12 protein-coding genes are annotated in these 19,842 nt (G+C 34.2%); 6 read left to right on the top strand and 6 right to left on the bottom strand.

The window, feature by feature from the left end:
* Positions 1-190: 190 nt before the first annotated feature.
* A complete protein-coding gene (locus OXU93_RS04865; protein WP_267382864.1) occupies positions 191-1,678 on the bottom strand; it encodes a TM0106 family RecB-like putative nuclease in 1,488 nt (495 codons plus the stop codon).
* Positions 1,679-1,924: 246 nt separating this feature from the next.
* On the opposite strand from OXU93_RS04865, the gene OXU93_RS04860 reads away from it, so the two are divergent.
* The 3 genes from OXU93_RS04860 (at position 1,925) to OXU93_RS04850 (ending at position 5,321) form a co-directional block, all read left to right on the top strand.
* Positions 1,925-3,121: an aminotransferase class V-fold PLP-dependent enzyme gene (locus OXU93_RS04860; protein WP_267382862.1), complete on the top strand. Its 1,197-nt coding sequence runs from the start codon at positions 1,925-1,927 to the stop codon at positions 3,119-3,121.
* A 163-nt stretch (positions 3,122-3,284) separates the two neighbouring features.
* Entirely contained in the window at positions 3,285-4,064 is a 780-nt protein-coding gene (locus OXU93_RS04855; protein WP_267382860.1) for a segregation/condensation protein A, read from the top strand.
* Between the two features lie 84 nt (positions 4,065-4,148).
* Positions 4,149-5,321, top strand: a complete 1,173-nt coding sequence (locus OXU93_RS04850; RefSeq protein ID WP_267384799.1) for an NDP-sugar synthase — start codon at positions 4,149-4,151, stop codon at positions 5,319-5,321.
* A gap of 224 nt (positions 5,322-5,545) precedes the next feature.
* Here the strand turns inward: OXU93_RS04850 and uvrB are convergent, their stop codons facing one another.
* The gene (gene uvrB, locus OXU93_RS04845) at positions 5,546-7,549 is read right to left on the bottom strand and encodes an excinuclease ABC subunit UvrB (RefSeq protein WP_267382858.1); all 2,004 of its coding nucleotides are present in this window, start codon (positions 7,547-7,549) and stop codon (positions 5,546-5,548) included.
* 1,167 nt (positions 7,550-8,716) lie between these two features.
* Here uvrB and gcvP point away from each other — a divergent pair.
* Positions 8,717-11,680, top strand: a complete 2,964-nt coding sequence (gene gcvP, locus OXU93_RS04840; protein WP_267382856.1) for an aminomethyl-transferring glycine dehydrogenase — start codon at positions 8,717-8,719, stop codon at positions 11,678-11,680.
* Positions 11,681-12,718: 1,038 nt separating this feature from the next.
* On the opposite strand, the gene cobA is transcribed toward gcvP, so the two are convergent.
* The gene (gene cobA / locus OXU93_RS04835; protein ID WP_267382854.1) at positions 12,719-14,248 is read right to left on the bottom strand and encodes a uroporphyrinogen-III C-methyltransferase; all 1,530 of its coding nucleotides are present in this window, start codon (positions 14,246-14,248) and stop codon (positions 12,719-12,721) included.
* A gap of 24 nt (positions 14,249-14,272) precedes the next feature.
* The gene (locus tag OXU93_RS04830; protein WP_267382852.1) at positions 14,273-14,506 is read right to left on the bottom strand and encodes a hypothetical protein; all 234 of its coding nucleotides are present in this window, start codon (positions 14,504-14,506) and stop codon (positions 14,273-14,275) included.
* A 153-nt stretch (positions 14,507-14,659) separates the two neighbouring features.
* On the opposite strand from OXU93_RS04830, the gene OXU93_RS04825 reads away from it, so the two are divergent.
* Positions 14,660-16,567 (top strand): NAD(P)/FAD-dependent oxidoreductase, encoded by a 1,908-nt coding sequence (locus OXU93_RS04825; protein ID WP_267382849.1) that lies wholly within the window; start codon positions 14,660-14,662, stop codon positions 16,565-16,567.
* A 1,213-nt stretch (positions 16,568-17,780) separates the two neighbouring features.
* Positions 17,781-18,227 (top strand): phosphomannose isomerase type II C-terminal cupin domain, encoded by a 447-nt coding sequence (locus OXU93_RS04820; RefSeq protein WP_267382847.1) that lies wholly within the window; start codon positions 17,781-17,783, stop codon positions 18,225-18,227.
* A 98-nt stretch (positions 18,228-18,325) separates the two neighbouring features.
* Here the strand turns inward: OXU93_RS04820 and yidD are convergent, their stop codons facing one another.
* Together yidD and OXU93_RS04810 are read right to left on the bottom strand one after the other, a co-directional pair.
* Complete coding sequence (gene yidD / locus OXU93_RS04815; protein ID WP_267382844.1) at positions 18,326-18,562, bottom strand: membrane protein insertion efficiency factor YidD; 237 nt, start codon at positions 18,560-18,562, stop codon at positions 18,326-18,328.
* Positions 18,563-18,592: 30 nt separating this feature from the next.
* Entirely contained in the window at positions 18,593-19,765 is a 1,173-nt protein-coding gene (locus tag OXU93_RS04810; RefSeq protein ID WP_267382842.1) for an extracellular solute-binding protein, read from the bottom strand.
* Between the last annotated feature and the right edge of the window lie 77 nt (positions 19,766-19,842).

The following is a 19,842-nucleotide window of genomic DNA, read 5'->3' as shown; positions in this document are numbered from 1 at the left end:
ATAACTTTAGAAATAAAGGTGTTGTCCATTAAAATATTAGAGTATTTTTATAGGAGAATATTAGAATATTTTTATAGGAGAATATTAGAATATTTTTATAGGAGAATATTAGAATATTTTTATAGGAGAATATTAGAATATTTTTGTAGGAGAATATTAGAGTATTTTTATCCTAAGTATTTAAAAATATTTAACCCAGAAATTCTAACAACCAGTTTTTAAGATAAAGAGTCGCACGGCAATCATCTTCGTTATAACGTAAAATGGAGGATAATAAAGAGTGATCTTCTGTTTTTAGCCATTGGTCATACCAGCATACGCATTGATCGCCGCTAATACCAGGATCACGCCAATTAAATCCAATCCAGTTAGCTAAAGATTTTAGAGAATAATTTTCTACAGGGAGAATAACAGAGGTAATAACATGGTAATGAATATCAACAAAACGAGATAATAAACGTTCAAGTTGTTGTTGAGGCGTTTTGTATAATTTAGCTAACCGTTTCATGGTCTCTACTTCATACCCAGAAAAATGAAAAATGGGAGCATCTTGATATTGATTTGCTAAATAGAGAAATTCTTGCCAAATCTGTTGCTCGTCTTCAGGACTTTCTGCCAACAAAGGATAAAATATCTCTGTTTTTGTTGAGCGTTCTACCAATAATACCCCTAACAAGTAATCTAAGTTCCGTTCTGGCTCAGCTTCAATATCAAAATATAACTCAAATTTCCGGGTAGGAATTAGTCTATGAATATCTTCTTGAAACTGAGATTTTCGGATCGCTCGATTATCTACTATCGCTTGAGCCTGTTGTTGGAGTTGGTTAGCTAGCTCAGCATCCATTACTTCTCTCATATTCACAGGACAGATATTAGCCAAGGATTTCACTGTCCCTACCCCCACCTCCAATAAAGATTGATAACGACTCGGTGTTACCCCTGGAACTAATGATAAATGTTGTTGAGATTGGGCAATCGTATAACAATGATTATACCAATGGCATAAATTACACCGTTGGCGAGAAATAAATACCTCTGGTTCTTGAGATTGGGTAAGCATTTCCAAACAGTCTGTAGCAGTTATCTGAAATTTTGATAACCATTGGCTTAGATCAACTTCATAGTGATTATGTTGGCGTAAAATTAGCGTCGGAGTCGGAGGAGTGATTTCTTGAAGGTTGCCTAACAAATAAGCATAAAATGTGGCAACGATTTTGTATTCAGGTTTAGGACGACGGCCTAAATTAATACTTACAGGAGTATAGAACCAGTCTCCAAATTTTGACTTACCAGCCTGCTTTACTAATAAGGTGGGTTTTCCCAGGCAATCAAACTCATTATGTTCCGAAAATAATGTTGGGGTTATGCGAGGGGCACACTGCTCTCTAAATTCGTTAGACTCAAACAACGTCCCATTATAAATACAGCTAACTCCTTGTTTCATCAAAACTTCTGTATCTTTTGCCCTATCTTTCCAATTTTTTAAGTTATATTGAGGTTTTTGATGGTGAGGATAAAATTTTTTTAAAGTCGAAGCAATGTGAAGTTGATTCTCCTGACGTAACTTTAGTACAAAGTCCCGTTCAGCATCTTTCTCGAGAGAATCACCATAAACATTAAGAAAAGCGCGCCGTTGACAGCGTTTATAATCGAGTAGGAGAATATCAGTTAACAGCATTCTTGAGTTTGAGGATAAAACATAAAATCGGAAAAAAACGATAGATCCAAAATGGGGAAGAGTAGCTATTTTGCTTTAGCGTAATAGCTCTTTCTCTAGAAAAAGCTCCTAGAGTTGAAGACCGCTAGAAATTTTTCTAGTATCCTAGAGGAATAAGAACTAAGGGCAATGAAGACATTTTAACGTTAATCATTTAGGTCCTAATTTGTCTTGTAGATTCTTCCTCACTGTGAATGTTGGCAGCCAATGATAAATATTCAAGAGATTACCTCCCTCTTAGAACAGCAACGACAGGAATTCCCTAGCTTAAATAACAAAGTCTATTTCAATTTTGGAGGGCAAGGAACTTTACCCCGTTCAGCTTTAGAAGCAATTATTGATGCTCATGAATTTTTGCAGCAGAAAGGACCCTTTTCTCTCCGAGTTAATAGTTGGTTACAACAAAAGGAAGCTTTATTAAGACAAGAATTAGCTCAAGAGTTCAATGTATATCCCCAGACCATTTCCTTGACTGAAAATGTAACCGTGGGATGTAATATAATTCTTTGGGGTATTGATTGGCAAGAAGGTGATCGTATCCTAATCACCGATTGTGAACACCCTGGAATTATTGCTATTGTCAAAGAAATTGCTCGACGTTTTGGGGTAGAAATCGTTGTTTGTCCCATTCTAAAAACCCTTAATCAGGGTGATCCTACCACCGTAATTCAAGACTATTTAACCCCCAAAACCAGACTGGTGATCTTAAGTCATTTACTCTGGAATACTGGACAAGTGTTGCCCTTAAATGAGATAGTTGACACTTGTCATCATTTTGCCTACGGTGATCACCCCATCATGGTTTTGGTCGATGCAGCCCAGTCGGCTGGGTCTTTATCCTTAAATTTAACTGCTTCGGATGTAGATTTCTATGCTTTTACTGGACACAAATGGTTATGTGGTCCAGTAGGCGTTGGAGGGCTTTATATTAGACCTGAAAGCTTTGATCACTTAAATCCAACATTTATTGGTTGGCGAGGAATTGATATTAATGGGAATGGACAACCTATAGCTTGGAAGAATGACGGAAGAAGGTTCGAAGTAGCTTCCTCAGCTTATCCCCAATATGAAGGATTGCGAGCAGCCCTGGCAGTTCATCAGAATTGGGGAGGAGTCGAGAAGCGCTATGAACAAATTTGTCAATTAAGTGCCTATTTATGGAAGGGATTATCTGAGATTAAAGGGATACAATGCTTGAAAAACTCTGTCCCTGAAGCTGGATTAGTTTCCTTTCAAGTCACCCAAAATTTTGCCCATGAACAATTAGTCCGAGAGTTAGAAGAAAAAGGTTTTTTACTAAGGACCATCTATTATCCAGATTGCGTTAGAGCTTGTATTCATTATTTCACCCTTCCGGCTGAAATTGAACAACTAGTAGAAGCCATTGACTCAATTATTGGATAAGTTCAAGCCTTAAGTGATTGTGGAACTTTCCCCTGTTGCAGGTATTCATTAAATGTCGGACATAAAATAATTTTTAATTTGTCAGACGTTATGGAGATAAGAGCAGCCCAGGCTGTTTTCTCTAGTAAGAGTGGAAAGCCTTTCTGCAATTTTCAATTTCATTATGACTACATCCTTAGCAAGTAAGACAATCGCTAGCTTAATCGATTTAGCACAACAGGGAGAGATTGATCCCTGGAATGTTCAGGTAATTGATGTGATTGATCGCTTTTTAGATGAATTAGGCATAAACCATGACTTGGACTTAGTCCATCAACATAATAACTTATCAAGATCTGGACAAGTCTTTCTCTGGGCCTCGATGTTAGTACGATTCAAAGCCGATACTCTTGAAAAACTTGAATTTGCGCAAGATAAAGATGAAGATAGATTAGATTTTAATGAAGTTACCCCAAATTTTTCTAATTGTTCTTTATCCTTTCACTTAGAACAAAAACTCCGTCGCCGTGCTGCTGCTCCGCCTCGTCAACGTCGTGTAACTCTCTCTGAACTAATTACTCATATCGAAGAAATCGCTGAGGAATTGGAATGTCCCAAGCCTATTAGTCTTAGACAACGGAAACAGCCTCATAATGCTTCTCGTCAAGAAGCGACAGAAATTGTAGCTAAACTGGCTCATCAAGAGAATTTAACCGAACTGGCCCAACAATTAGAACAATTTTTTAAAAGACAATTATCAGAATTTGTCCAAACTCAAAATTGGATTAAATTAGAAGAATTATTAACTTGTTGGCATGGGATACAGTCTCCCAATACTTCTGAAGTTAAGCATGATCGTGTAGGAATTTTTTGGGCATTATTGCTGCTATGTTCCCAATCTAAAGTAGAGTTATCTCAAGAAGAATTCTATCAAGACCTAAAAATACAAGTTCTTCAAGCATAACTTCCTAAGCTTTTGAAGGGGTAAATGGTAAACTGGGCATTGTCATCCTAGACACTTGTGACAGTGATTGAGGAAATAACATTCATGAAAGCCATGATTTTGGCCGCTGGAAAAGGCACTCGTGTTCGTCCGATTACCCATACCATCCCTAAACCCCTAATCCCTATTCTCCAAAAACCGGTCATGGAGTTTCTTCTTGAACTCCTACGACGACACGGTTTTGTTGAGATTATGGTCAATGTGAGTCATTTAGCTGAAGAAATTGAAAGTTATTTCCGTGACGGACAACGGTTTGGCGTACAAATTGGCTATTCTTTTGAAGGTCATATTGCAGATAATGGAGATTTGGTTGGGGCTGCATTAGGTTCAGCCGGAGGGTTGAGACGAATTCAAGATTTTAATCCTTTTTTTGATGATACGTTTGTGGTACTTTGTGGAGATACCCTAATTGATTTAGATTTGACGGCTACTGTTGAACAACATAAGAAAAAAGGAGGAATTGCTACAATTGTTACTAAATCAGTTTCTAAAGAGGTAGTTTCTAGTTATGGTGTGGTAGTTAGCGACGAAGAGGGACGTATTCAAGCTTTTCAAGAAAAACCCTCAATTGAAGAAGCAATGAGCACTGAAATAAACACGGGAATTTATATTTTTGAACCTGAAATTATTGATTATATTCCTCCCAATCAAAAATATGATATCGGAGGCGAGTTGTTTCCCCAATTAGTAGCACAAGATGCTCCCTTCTATGCAGTGAATATGGACTTTGAATGGGTAGATATTGGCAAGGTTCCCGACTACTGGCACGCTATTCGTGGTGTATTACAGCGCGAGATTAAAAATGTTGCTATTCCCGGGGTGGAAATTAAGCCAGGGATTTACACCGGACTCAATGTTTTAGTCAACTGGGATAAAGTAAATATCCAAGGACCGGTTTATATTGGCGCAATGACCCACATTGAAGATGGGGCAACAATTATTGGTCCAAGTATGATTGGCCCTAATTGCCGAGTTTGTAGCGGCGCAACGGTAGACAATAGCGTTATTTTTGAATATTCTCGCCTCGGTCCGGGGGTACGTTTAATGGATAAATTGGTATTTGGTCGTTACTGTGTAGACAAAACAGGGGTTTCTATCGATGTCCAAGCGGCAGCCCTAGATTGGTTAATTACTGACACACGTCAAAAAATACCGTACACAAACCATAATCCTCAACAAACAATTGCTGATTTACTCAATAAAGATAGTTGGGCATAAAAAAATATAATAGCCTTAGGCATGACAGAATCTTGAATTATCCATACTTTTTCAAAGTATGGATTCTAACCATTAAGTTTATATGTAAAAAATTGACACTCCGACTTATTTATGACTTATTAATTTATGGTTTTGATTTACCACTAGTTTATTTCCATATCGTAACGTCATTATTATACTTAGTAATTCGAAAATTTTGTCTAGACAATAGGTTGAATATCTTATCAAGAGCCTAATAATTTATCTCGCAAATTTTGAATTTGATCCCTATATTTAGCTGCTATTTCAAATTCTAATTGTTTAGCAGCTTCTTTCATTTTTACTTCTAATTGTTGAATTAATTCTGGAATTTTTTTTAATGGCAATTCATCATGATTTTGGTAAATTTTTTCTGTTTGTTTAGATTTTAAACGTCGAGAAATATCCAAAAACGATAAAATGGCATTGTTATCTCTTATGATAACGGGTTGGGGAGTAATACCATTAACTTTATTATATTCCATCTGAATTGCCCTACGTCGTTCAGTTTCTTCAATAGCTTTTATCATACTTTTAGTTAGGTTATTAGCATACAAAATAGCCTGACCATTGACGTGACGTGCTGCCCGCCCAATGGTTTGAATTAAAGACCGTTCAGTTCGTAAAAATCCTTCTTTATCTGCATCTAAAATAGCTACTAAAGATACCTCTGGTAAATCCAACCCTTCTCGTAACAAATTTACTCCAATTAAAACATTAAAATCACCTTTTCTTAAAGCCTGCAAGATTTCAATTCGTTCAATAGATTTTATTTCTGAGTGAAGGTAGTGGACCAAAATTCCTCGATCTTTTAAATATTCTGTAAGATCTTCAGCCATACGTTTAGTTAATGTAGTAATCAGGACTCTTTCTTGACGTTTAGTCCTATCTTGTATTTCTCCTAATAAATCATCAACTTGCCCTTCAGCAGAACGGACAAAAATTTCGGGATCTAAGACCCCTGTTGGTCGAATAATCTGCTGATAAATTCTATCTTCTGATTGTTCAATTTCCCAGTCTCCTGGCGTTGCTGAAACAAAGATACATTGATTTACTTTATTCCAAAATTCTTCTGCTTTTAAAGGTCGATTATCCGCCGCACTTGGAAGCCGAAAACCATGCTCAATTAATACTTGTTTACGAGACTGATCACCATTATACATTCCCCTTAACTGAGGAACAGTAACATGCGATTCATCTACTACCAGTAGCCAATCTTTAGGAAAATAATCAATCAAACACTCAGGCGGTTCTCCCGCATTTCTTTCCGCCAAATAACGAGAATAGTTTTCAACCCCATTACAGTACCCCACCTCTTGTAATAAATCAAGATCATAACGAGTTCGTTGACTAATTCTTTGTGCTTCTAATAGTTTTCCTGCTTTCTCTAAGGACTCAACTTGTTTTTCTAATTCCGCTTTAATTTGTCGACAGGCAGATTCAATTTGTTTATCAGGAGTCACAAAGTGACGGGCTGGATAAATATTAATCTTTTTTGGACTGTGCAAAATATCTCCTGTTATTGGATTAAGATACCGAATTGCCTCAATTTCATCTCCAAAAAATTCAATCCGAATTACTCGATCTTCATAAGATGGAACAATTTCTAAAACATCCCCTTTGACTCGAAATCTTCCCCTTTGTAATTCAAGATCATTACGAGAATAGTGCACTCCGACTAAATATCGTAGTAATTGACGTTGGTCAACTTCTTTTCCTACTTCTATAAGAACTGCTGATTTAAGATATTCTGAAGGTATTCCTAAGCCATAAATACAACTAATAGAAGAAACTACAATCACGTCTTTACGTTCAAATAAAGAACGAGTTGCGGAATGACGTAGCATATCAATTTCATCGTTTACAGAAGAACTTTTTTCAATATAGGTATCACTAACAGGAATATAGGCTTCCGGTTGATAATAATCATAATAACTAACGAAATACTCCACAGCATTATCAGGAAAAAATTGTCGTAGTTCATTGCATAATTGAGCTGCTAATGTTTTATTATGCGCTAGAACTAGAGTTGGCTTGCCGATTTGTTCAATGACCGCGGCTATAGAAAAAGTCTTCCCAGTTCCCGTTGCTCCTAATAGTGTCTGAAATCTATTTGGAGCCTGCACAGAAGTAACTAGTTTTGCAATCGCTTTGGGTTGATCTCCTTTGGGTTCAAAAGGAGCTTTGAGATGAAAAATACTAACATTCATGATTTAAGAAAAAGATATTTCAGAACGATAGATACTATTGCAGACTTTTACAGCAATTTTTGGAAAAGAGTGAAACTTCAATATGGTAAGATTTTAGGACGAGAAGTCCTAATAATAGAAATACTTTTTAAAAAAAGTAAAAGTTTAACTATTCTAAAATTTAACTCTTAATCAGCTACTTCTTAATATTAATGACAGTATAAAGTATAATTGCTGACAAGGTAGAAACCAGTGGAGCTAAAATATAGAATCTACTACAACAATCAAAACTAGATGACAAGTCATTTAGATAAAAATTCATCCTGTCGCTTCTAATGAGATAGACAATTTTAAATTATTTATAGATTTCTTTATTAATTACTCCCTATGGTAAGATAAAAATTTTCAGTAGTATTGATAATATTTGGGAATTGTTCTGGATTTTAACTTTAGGGGTGATATAGAATATTTTTTATATTTTATCCGCTGGTAAAATTAAAATTAATTGTCTCCGCAAATTAACATATTTGTTAGAATTAATATTCAATACGATATCAATAAAATTTACCCCATAAACAATCATTCCATTAAATTTAGCTTATAAAAGTATGTCTAGACTAAATTTGTGATTGTTCTTCTTTACAAGAAGAGGAGAATTAGGCGTACGTTATCAAGAAGTCAATAGTGAAATTAATACTAATAATGATTTTTGATAGTTAACATCATTATGTTCTTCGTGATTTTTAGTAATTTATTAGGTATCTAATTTATGTTAATAATCTATCTCCGTCACCTAAAACTAATATCAATATTCTAATGAGTTACTTAGTAGTAACTTTATATGTAAGTATTATACTAATAATATTTACATATAAAAACAATACTTATAATTACTGACAAGCTTAATATAGCTAATCAATTCATCTTTTGTAGGGAGATGTTGATGATAAGAGGTTGTTCTATATTCAAAACGATGTTCAACTTATAAAAAAATTAATAAACTAAAAATATATATATAAAACCTTTTAGTCAAAAATCAATATATAAATTTAACTTGTATTGCTTTTGAGATTTTTTAAATATACCATACTGAGGATATAGTATCACATTGCAAACCTTTATAATGACAGCTTACAATAATTTTTTATAAGTCATCTTTAAAAAATAGTAAGCCCGATTTAACTAAATATGTCTAACTTAGATATTACAACAAATCATCGATTAAACCCTAGTAAAACCTTAGAAAACATCGAGGCAATTTTTGATACAACTGATTCCTTTGTTGATCGACATATAGGAGCTAATAAAGAGGAAATAAAACAAATGCTTAAGGTATTAGGTTTTTCTAGCCTAGAGCAACTGATTGAAGCTACTGTTCCTGAAAGTATACGCTTGGATCAACCGCTGAAATTACCTACTTCTCAAAGCGAATACGCCGCATTAGTCCAATTAAAATCAATTGCTTCTAAAAATCAAATTCATCGTTCGTTTATTGGGATGGGATACTATGACTGTATTACCCCCCCTGTTATTCAACGTAATATTTTAGAAAATCCAGGTTGGTATACTGCCTACACTCCATATCAAGCTGAAATTTCCCAAGGAAGACTTGAAGCATTGTTTAATTTCCAAACTATGGTGGTGGAACTTACTGGGCTCGACATTGCTAACGCATCCTTGCTTGATGAGGGAACCGCAGCAGCGGAAGCTATGAGTATGAGTTATGGATTGTGCAAAAATAAAGATGCTCATGCCTTCTTTGTTTCCAGTCACTGTCATCCTCAAACTATCGAAGTCATTAAAACTAGAGCGAATCCATTAGGAATCAAAATTATCGTAGATGATCACCGCTTGTTTACATTTGACGTCCCTATTTTCGGGGCATTACTTCAATATCCGACAACCTATGGAGTTATATATGATTACAATAGTTTTATTGATAAAGTTCATGAAGTGGAAGGACTAGTCACCGTTGCAGCCGACCTATTAAGTTTGGCTTTATTAACTCCCCCTGGTGAGATTGGGGCAGATATTGCCGTGGGAAGCAGCCAACGCTTCGGTGTTCCTTTAGGATATGGAGGACCCCACGCGGCTTATTTTGCAACACGGGAGGCTTATAAGCGGCAAATTCCAGGGCGTATTGTTGGAGTGTCAAAAGATGCTGAAGGAAGCCCTGCATTAAGATTAGCATTGCAAACTAGAGAACAACATATTCGCCGAGACAAAGCTACTAGTAATATTTGTACTGCCCAAGTTTTACTTGCTGTGATTGCATCAATGTATGGAGTATATCATGGTGCTGAGGGGATTAAAACTATCGCCCAACGCATCTATCAATTAACTGTAATTTTGTCCGCAGGACTGAAACGCCTTAACTACAATGTTAACAATGAACCTTTTTTTGACACTATCAAAATAGGGGTAGGCAATGCTAGTGCATCAGTCATTGTTAAAGCAGCTCAAATTCGTAAAATTAACTTACGACTAATAGACGAGGAGTATATAGGTATTAGTTTAGACGAAACCACTACTGTAGAAGATATCATCGATCTATGGCAAATTTTTGCAGCTGAGAATGAACTTCCTTTCACAGTTATTGAAATTGCTGAAACCGTCCAGTTTAACCTCCCTAATTTCTGTAAGCGTATTACAGACTATTTAACTAGCCCTGTATTCAATCGCTACCATTCCGAGAATAAATTACTGCGATATTTACACCAACTAGAAACTAAAGATTTAGCGTTGAATACGTCTATGATCCCTCTGGGATCATGTACCATGAAGTTGAATGCTTCCGCTGAAATGTTTCCTGTTACTTGGCCAGAATTCTCAAAAATTCATCCTTTTGCTCCGCTATCTCAAACAGAAGGATATCAGATTTTGTTTGAACAATTAGAAGACTGGTTAGGGGAAATTACAGGATTTGATAGTATTTCTTTACAACCAAATGCAGGTTCTCAAGGAGAATATGCAGGGTTACAAGTGATCCGGAAGTATCACCAAAATAGAGGGGAAGGACACCGTAATATTTGCCTAATTCCTGAATCGGCCCATGGAACGAATCCTGCTAGTGCAGTGATGTGTGGCATGAAAGTGGTTGCAGTAAAATGCGATAAAGATGGCAATATTGACACTGCAGACTTAGAGAAGAAAGCCAAAAAACATACTAAAAACTTAGGTGCACTTATGGTGACATACCCTTCTACTCATGGGGTATTTGAAACGGAAATTATTAAAATTTGCGATATTATTCATCGTAATGAGGGTCAGGTCTATATGGATGGGGCCAACATGAATGCTCAAGTTGGGTTATGCCGTCCAGCAGACTTTGGAGCTGATGTTTGTCATCTCAATTTACATAAGACTTTCTGTATTCCTCATGGTGGCGGTGGACCAGGAATGGGACCTATTGGTGTTAAGTCTCATCTAGTACCTTTCTTACCCAGTGTGTCCATAGAAAAATACACCAACCTGGATAATGATAATGACAAGAATGACAAGGAAGAAAAGTCTATTGGGGCGATTTCAGCGGCTCCTTGGGGTAGCGCCAGTATCTCCGTGATTTCTTGGATGTATATCGCTATGATGGGAACTCAAGGGTTAACTAAGGCAACAAAGGTAGCTATCTTAAATGCTAATTACATAGCTGAACGTCTTCAAAGCTACTATCCCATTTTATTTAAGGGAACATCCGGTCGTGTTGCCCATGAATGTATCATTGATTTACGTTCACTGAAGAAACGTGCTGGGGTGGAAGTAGATGACATTGCTAAACGATTGATGGACTTTGGCTTTCATGCGCCTACGGTCTCTTGGCCAGTTACTGGAACTATGATGATAGAACCTACCGAAAGCGAAGATAAGGAAGAATTAGATCGTTTTTGTGAAGCTATGATTACTATTTACAAAGAGGTAGAAGCTATCGAAAATGGTTCTATTGATCCAGAAAATAATCCTCTAAAAAATGCACCTCATACCGCACAAACAGTAATTGATGATAACTGGAACCGTCCTTACTCCCGTAAGCAGGCTGCTTATCCTGCACCTTGGACAAAAAAATATAAATTCTGGCCAATTGTAGGACGTATTGACAATGCTTATGGAGATCGAAATTTAGTTTGTTCTTGTGAAGGGATGGAAATTTATCAATAAAATCAATGTGAGTTTGAGAAGAGTTTATGGAACAAATATAAAGCAGTAACTCTATACTAGAACTAGCTTTACAGCTTTATTGAAATACGGTGGTATGGACATAAAATCTCATCTCGATCTCACACGTTTTTAGTTTGTGCACTTCTATCGAAAATTAGACTAACTAAATTATAAGAAAGTATTTTCTGGTTTTGTTAACTACAATATCTTTCTAAAGTTTATCTCTGGGTAATAATATTGCTAGGCTATTTGTTACTGACTTATATGAGAGAAATAATATTAGTTGGTTTTATTGATTCTACTACGACGAAAGTTTTTATTTAGATCCATAATAAAAGCTGTTAGCTTTCTAATGCTTAAGTTGTTAGTAATTCAAAAGCATTCTAATTTTAAATTGCTAATCTATTTTAGCAGTTTTTGCCTTAAAAATTGGATATAATAGTTGCATATTTTAATCATATTTAAACTTGTATATATTTTAACAATTTAATTGTTTTTAAACTTCACAAAATTATCTAAATTCTGGCAGCAGATAAATATATTTTTTTTATAAAACTTAGTTTAAAGACGACTTAAGTATATTTCATATTCACTCTTACTGAATATAAATGTAGACAACAATAATCTTATCAAGTAGGTTTATAGATAGCAATTTTTACTTTTTACTTGTTTGTAAGCCAAGTTATAAATGTAATAAACTAATTAGCCATTGACTGTTTTAGAGAAACACTAATAACAAGAATAACTTAAATAAAACAATTGTATATATAATTCATTTGGATAAATTTAAAATCACAAAAATATTACTAGGAGATCAAAAACTAATAGAAAACTAAGTTAATATTTTTAATATTAATAATTATGATAAAATAACTAGAAATGTGTATTAAATATTTTATATTGATGCAGTGTACTAATGCATATATCAATCAACCTAACTACTAGCTCAATAAATATCTAAGTATAAGTTATTTATAGTTGCTAAATAAACATAGCAAATTAAAAATATTTGAAACTATTTAAGTTTAATTAAATTGTTTAGTCTTGCCCATTACCTATTCTTTCTACCAGCGCTTCTGTTAATCCTTTTAAAGTATATTTTTGTGCTTCAAGATCGATTCTTCCTAGGAGTTCACAACAAGTTTTAGAAGTTTGAGGACCGATAGATGCAATAATTATTTTAGACAAAATAGAAGATATTTCATAAGGCGCTTGCTTCCCTAACTGCTGATATATCAAATAATAAAAATTACGAACAATTTTGGAACTAGTAAAGGTAATAATATTCACTTTTCCTTGTTGTAAAGCTTTCCAGGCTTTAGAATTAATCTGATTAGGAGATCTTGACTGATAAGCAGCTATTTCTAAAACTTGTGCCCCCTGTTGTTTCAATTTTTTTGTTAAAATATCTCGACCCCCTACTTCAACACGAGGTAATAAAATCTTCTTATTACTTAAACACTCTGGGAAGTTTTCTACTAAAGAATCAGCCACAAAATCAGGGGGAATAAAATCTGATTTTAGCCCATGTTTTTTTAGTATACAGTCTGTTTTTTCTCCTACTGTTGCTAGTTTAATTCCCGCTAATGCTCGAACATCTTTACCTAGAGTTTTCAATCGTTGAAAAAAGAATTTGACCCCATTTGCTGAAGTAAAAATCAACCAATCAAAGCTAGATAATTTATCTATAGCATCGTCTAAACCGTTCCAGCTTGACGGGGAGATAATTTCTAAAGCTGGCATTTCAATTACTCTCGCTCCCTGTTGTTGTAACATTAGACTAAACTGATTTGACTGCTCTGCGGCACGAGTAACCAAAATTGTTTGTCCTACAAGAGGGCTGTAGAAAAAGGCCATATTTCTTAAGCTAACTACTTTACCAATGACAATAACCGAAGGAGATAAAGAGACTCCTCTTACTTGGTCCACTATGTTTCCTAATGTCGAGATCCAAACCTCTTGTTGAGGACTACCTCCTTTATGAACGATGGCAACAGGTTCTGAAGGTGATCGTCCATTTCTTTGTAATTTATAGACAATTTGGGGTAATGTCTTTCCCCCCATTAAAATAACTAATGTGTCTAGTTCGGCTAAGACTTTCCAGTTAAGCAAATCTGGTTTATGACCTGTCAACACGGTGAAACAGCAACCTAACTGTTTATCTGTCAAAGGAATTCCGGCTAAGAAAGGAGCAGCCAAAGCCGAAGAAATTCCTGGGACTAATTCGTAGTTACAATTTGCTTGGATTAGTACTTTAATTTCAGAGTTAACTCGACCAAAAATTGAGGGATCTCCACTTTGTAACCTAACTACTTGTTTCCCTTGACGACAAAAAGTGACTAAAAGTTGATTAATAGTATTTTGACTAGTACTAGGAAAGCCTCCCCGCTTACCTACATTTAGCTTCAGGCAATTTTCTGGGGCTAAATCAAGGAGTTGAGGATCAACCAGATCATCATAAATCAGGATCTCGGCGTTACTCAGTAGCTGTTGTCCTCTAATGGTTAAATGAGCAACAGAACCAATTCCAGCCCCTACTAAATACACTTTTCCTAGACGGTCATTCATCTGTTCTCATGCCTTCGATTTATTTCAAGACAACGTTTGCCATGCTTGCTCTACAAGCTCACTCAGGCAACGACGTTGAACGATATCGAGTATAGGATCGTCTTGTAAAACTTCGGCGGTCAACTCATCTAACGATTGTCCTTGAGAACGGGCAAGTTTTACAACACCAGCGATCACTACGGCAATCATTTCTTCGTCAACAGGTTGGCTACGGAGGGCAAAAATTTCTTCAGGACTGGCAGGAATAGGATAGTTCATAATAACTCAACCATGGCATTAGATAATGTAGACGATTATATGAAATAATTGTAAAGTTCTATCAAAGTATCTGTCGTATCTGTCGTATCTGTCACCCTACAGTGGGACATAAGTCAATTCTATATTTTTTTGTTTTTCTTTAATAATTTTTAGATGCAAGAAATCCTTTATTTAGAAATTCCAACGCCTCATACGAATATTGTTTCTAGCTGGTTACAAAACAAATGGACCCCGCAGGTAGGACGCAAGGTAATTACTTCTCAAGGTGTTCGGTTACAAGTAATTGCTAACTCTTTATCAACTGGACCTCTCACGTCCGAGACAGAGTTATCAATCTTTCTTTGGTCAGTTCAACGAACAACTTACCTTAAAATATTCCGTTGGGGAAAAAAGCCATTTCCATCAGAAAGAAATGTTTGCCATCAATTAACCAAAGAAATTCAACAGGCGTTTCCTCTCCAATATCCTCAAATTTGTAATTTTGATTTATCAAAAATTTCAATATTTGAGGGCTTAAAAGATGCTTATCCCAAAACTGTTCATTTTTTCCGAAAAATGCCCCAAGGAGAAACAGATTTACAACGGGTGTATTGGTGGGAAAAATGCTGGCGTGAAGGGGTAGAAAACTCCCGAAAACCCAGACAAGTTATATTTAGCCGTCAGCACTCTTTTGAAAAAACTGTGATGGTTTACGACCTAGTTTATGTTGGTGGTGCTTTAGGTACAATTCATGCAGTGAGGATGGCACAATTAGGCTACAAAGTATTAGTCGTAGAACGATTAATTTTTGGACGTATGAACCGAGAATGGAATATTTCCCGTTCCGAGTTTCAAACTTTAATTGATTTAGGATTATTTACTACAGAAGAATTTGAAAGTGTTATATATAGGGAATATATTAATGGATTTAATAAATTTTTTGATGGTAACAATCTTCCTCACCTTAAAGCAAAAGTTTTGCAAACACCTACAGTTTTAAATATTGCTATCGACACTACTAAATTTTTAAATTTGTGTAAAAAAAAGTTACTAGAATTAGGGGGAGAAATTCTTGATAAAACAGAATTTATTCGTGCTGATATTGACCCTTACGGAGTAACCGTACATTTAATTAACTTAGATCATAGAACTTCTCAACAGGTAAGGGGAAAATTATTAATTGATGCTATGGGAACATCCTCTCCTATTGCTTGGCAAATGAATGGAAAGCGAACTTTCAATAGTGTTTGTCCAACAGTTGGTGCAATTATTGAAGGATTATCTCCTATAGTTTGGGATTCGAAATATGGAGATGTTTTAAATTCTTATGGAGATATTTCCCGTGGACGACAATTGATTTGGGAATTATTTCCAGGAGAAGGAGATGAGCTCACAATTTATTTGTTTCATTATCATAAAGTACACCCTAAAAATCCTGGATCTTTATTAGATATGTATGAAGATTTTTTTAATATTCTACCGGAGTATCGTCGCTGCGATTTAGAGACGTTAGTTTGGAAAAAACCAACTTTTGGTTATATTCCAGGTCATTTTTCTATTGGAAAACGTGATCGTAAAGTAGCTTTTGATCGACTTTTATCTATCGGAGATGCTGCTTCTTTACAATCGCCCCTTATTTTTACAGGTTTTGGATCTTTAGTCCATAATTTAGGTGATTTGACTAGTTCTTTAGATGTAGCGTTACAAAATAATTGTTTAACAGCAAAAGATTTAAATAAAATTAGTACCTATCAAAGTAATGTAGCAGTGACATGGTTATTTTCTAAAGGAATGATGGTTCCCACCGGAAAAATTTTACCTCCCCAAAGAATTAATGAAATATTAAATACCTTTTTCGGAATTCTAGCTGATTCTCCTGCAGAGGTAGCAGATACTTTTATTAAAAATAAAACTACTTGGATAATGTTTAGTCAATTAGCATTAAAAGCTGCTAAAAAGAATCCTAAATTATTATATTGGATTTGGAAAATGACGGGAACTAAAGATATATTACGGTGGCTAATATCTTATCTTGATTTCACTTTAGATGCTTTGACAAATTTATGCTTAAAAAGTAAATAGTGATAATTAATATCTATTTATGATTTAGTAGCCTTTCTCTAAGTATTTACTTTTAACTAATATATTTAATCTGAATTTGTTATTTAAAATTCTATAATTATAGTTTGTTTACTACAAACTATAATTATAGAAAAATATGCTAGTCAGTACATCTCGATATAGTAAATTTAGAATAATATTATTTGAGTAAAACTTTCTTAAAAGTATCCTAATTAAATAAGAAAAATCAAACTTAAGCTTTTACTATTCAGTAGTGATCTATAAACAAAATTTCTTAGGAAATACTTTATATATATTTTTATTAAAATACAATCATTTTGGGGAAGATATATATTGATTGAATTGCTATTTTGTACAGCAACTATCTTAAATAATACTTTGTTAAGCTGATCTAGCTAAAACATATTAATTTTTTTAAATACATCTTTAATAAGTAGTATAATTATTGTCTTGTTTTGTATACTTTTTGCTGTATTCATATACTTATACTTTATCATTTGATGAATATATTTTTTAGTTTTATTTGTCTACTAATTTGATCTAAATATTTTAACAAAGTTATCTTAGATAATGGTAAATAGAAATAAAGCTATAAAGCTACTATTACCTCAAAATAACAAAATAAGTATCTTAAATATCTCCTTAAAAATAGATGCTAAGTTTAATATTTATTAAAACTAATTAATTGTTTTGATGCAGATTAATTCTTGTATAGTATTAGTAATAAAAGCAAAAACTAGTATTACTTTTTTTAAAAAAAAGCTAATAGTTCTTATAACTTTATCACAAAATATAAAAACAATATATTGTAGGTATTAATTAATGCTTACTTCTATAAGTATTGTCTAATGCTATTTTATATAAAATATATTAACAGAGTATTTGTTTGTAGCTCAAAATTTTTATTCCATAAAATAAAGCAGAATAAAAAGTGTATTTTTCTGTACATCAAAAAATATATACAATTAACATTGTTATATTAAATAATAATCTTTGATTTTAAAAATATAATTTTAGTTTTTTCTTGTTCAAACAGTACAAAATAACCAGTTTATAGAAAATTTATACAAATTTTTAGGTAATTAAATATAGTATTTTATTTATTATTTAGAATAAGCTCACTGCTATTTTAAATAATTTATGTTACGGTATTCAACAAATATCATGACACAAATTAAGTTTTTAATGTCTTGCCATTCGAGGAATAAATAATATGGTTCAAACAAAACAAGTTACTACCAATAAAAAAGAAACTGCCAATAAGAATAATGGTCTTGTGTCTATCCCTTTTTCTGTTTCTAACAATGGTGTATGTGCCACTGAAATGAGACCTTGGGGATCATTTACTACCCTAGAAGAAGGACCAGGATATAAAATTAAACGGATTGAAGTTAATCCTGGACACCGTTTAAGCTTGCAAATGCATCACCATCGTAGCGAGCATTGGATTATTGTTTCAGGAACGGCTAGAGTTGTTTGTGGAGATGAAGAAGAAATCTTAGTAGCTAATCAATCCACCTATGTTCCTCAATGTACAGCTCACCGTTTAGAAAACCCAGGAGTTATTAAATTAATTCTTATTGAAGTCCAAAATGGAGAATATTTAGGAGAAGATGATATTATTCGTTTCCAAGATGATTATTCTCGTCATCACGCATAAGTAAATTTCTTAAAACAAACAATATCTATTATAAAGTTCATCGAATCTGTCTTTTCTTTTCTAAAAATTAGGCAGATTTTTTCCTCAAGAATCAATAATTACTTTCTATTTAAATTTTTTTCTAGTGGGGGAATAGGATCATAACCCCCTGGGTGCAAAGGATGACAGCGTAAAATTCTTTTCATTGTCAACCAAATCCCTTTGATAACACCAAATTTATCAATAGCCTCTAAACTGTATTGGGAACAAGTAGGCTGAAAACGACAACTAGGGGGAAATAAAGGAGAAATATAACGTCTATATCCTTGAATAAGTAAACGCAAAATACTTTTCATCTCAATTTTTTCCTAAATTATTTACTATTTTTAAATTTTAACCTCTCTCATTTCTTTCCAAATTTTTTCATATTCTTGCTTGTCTTCATTAGATAGGGGTTCAATAAAATCACAATTATTCATGATATGCTCATCAATAAATAGTAAGGGATTTGTTTGTATTTTTGTGGATATTGTCGGAGTTTTGTAAATCATTGGTGAAGCGCCACCAGTTAATAAAGAAATTTGATTAACCGATGACTCTTCCCAGCAAAAATCAATCCATTGTTTCGTTAATGTCGATGGACCAATATCGTTTTCTTTAACTTTTGGTTGTACCCAGATATCTGTCCAAAGAGAGGTTCCTTCCTGGGGAATAATCGCTTTAATTTTTCGGTTTTTAGCCATTAAAGGCAGAATATCACTAGACCACCCTACACTTAGCCAAACATCCCCAATAATCAAAGGTTGTAAATAGTATCGAGAACTATAATATTTTACTTGTTGATTGAGAGCTTGAAGTTGTGAAGATAAGTTAGGAATCTGAGATAAATTCGGACTGTTATAAGAATAACCAAGTTTTTTCAAAGTTAGACCAATGATTTCCCTTGGTTGATCGACAACTGCAATGCGATGGCGCAATTCCTCTCGCCATAAATCTTCCCAATTAGTCGGAGTCCATCCTAATGTATCAAATTGATCACTATGATAGGCAATTAGTGTAGTTCCCCAACGGTAAGGTGCACCCCAAACTTGTCCTTGCAAATCCAAGTTTCCAGCTTTATTTCGTTTAACAAGAGCTTGCCAACGAGGACTAAGTTTTTGCCAGTTTACTGTCTCGGTTAGAGTTAAAGGTTGAATTAACTCATTTTGAATAGCTTCTCCTAACCAAGCATCCCCTAAAGTGACTAAATCGCTCCTCTTAGAGGAAGTGTTATTGACTATGGGGAGTTGACTGAACCAATCTTTAAAACCTGGAGAAACTTGATTTTTCCTTTGCCAACTTTGTAATTGTTGCCATAGCTCTTTTAATTGAGCTGTCGATTTGAAAGAAAGAGACTGATCTTTAGAAAGTTGTTGATGAAAAGCTTTCAATAATTGGGGAGGAATTGATCCCTGTAAAAATAAGACTCTTAATGCAGTAGAGTAATTGCCGCATCCTGATAATAATTGTGTTAGTGCCAGGGTACCCGCGCTGATTAAAAAAGAACGACGACTAGGCATAATTTACGTTGTATCAATGATTACTGTTGAGTAACTTGTAAAAAGCTATGGAGAATAAGCTATAATTTTGTCTCTTA

Origin of the sequence: Cyanobacterium sp. uoEpiScrs1, assembly GCF_947331815.1 — a bacterium.
Taxonomy (GTDB): Bacteria; Cyanobacteriota; Cyanobacteriia; order Cyanobacteriales; family Microcystaceae; genus Rippkaea.
The sequence above is the reverse complement of the archived record's forward strand: the minus strand, read 5'-3'. Positions and strand labels throughout refer to the sequence as shown.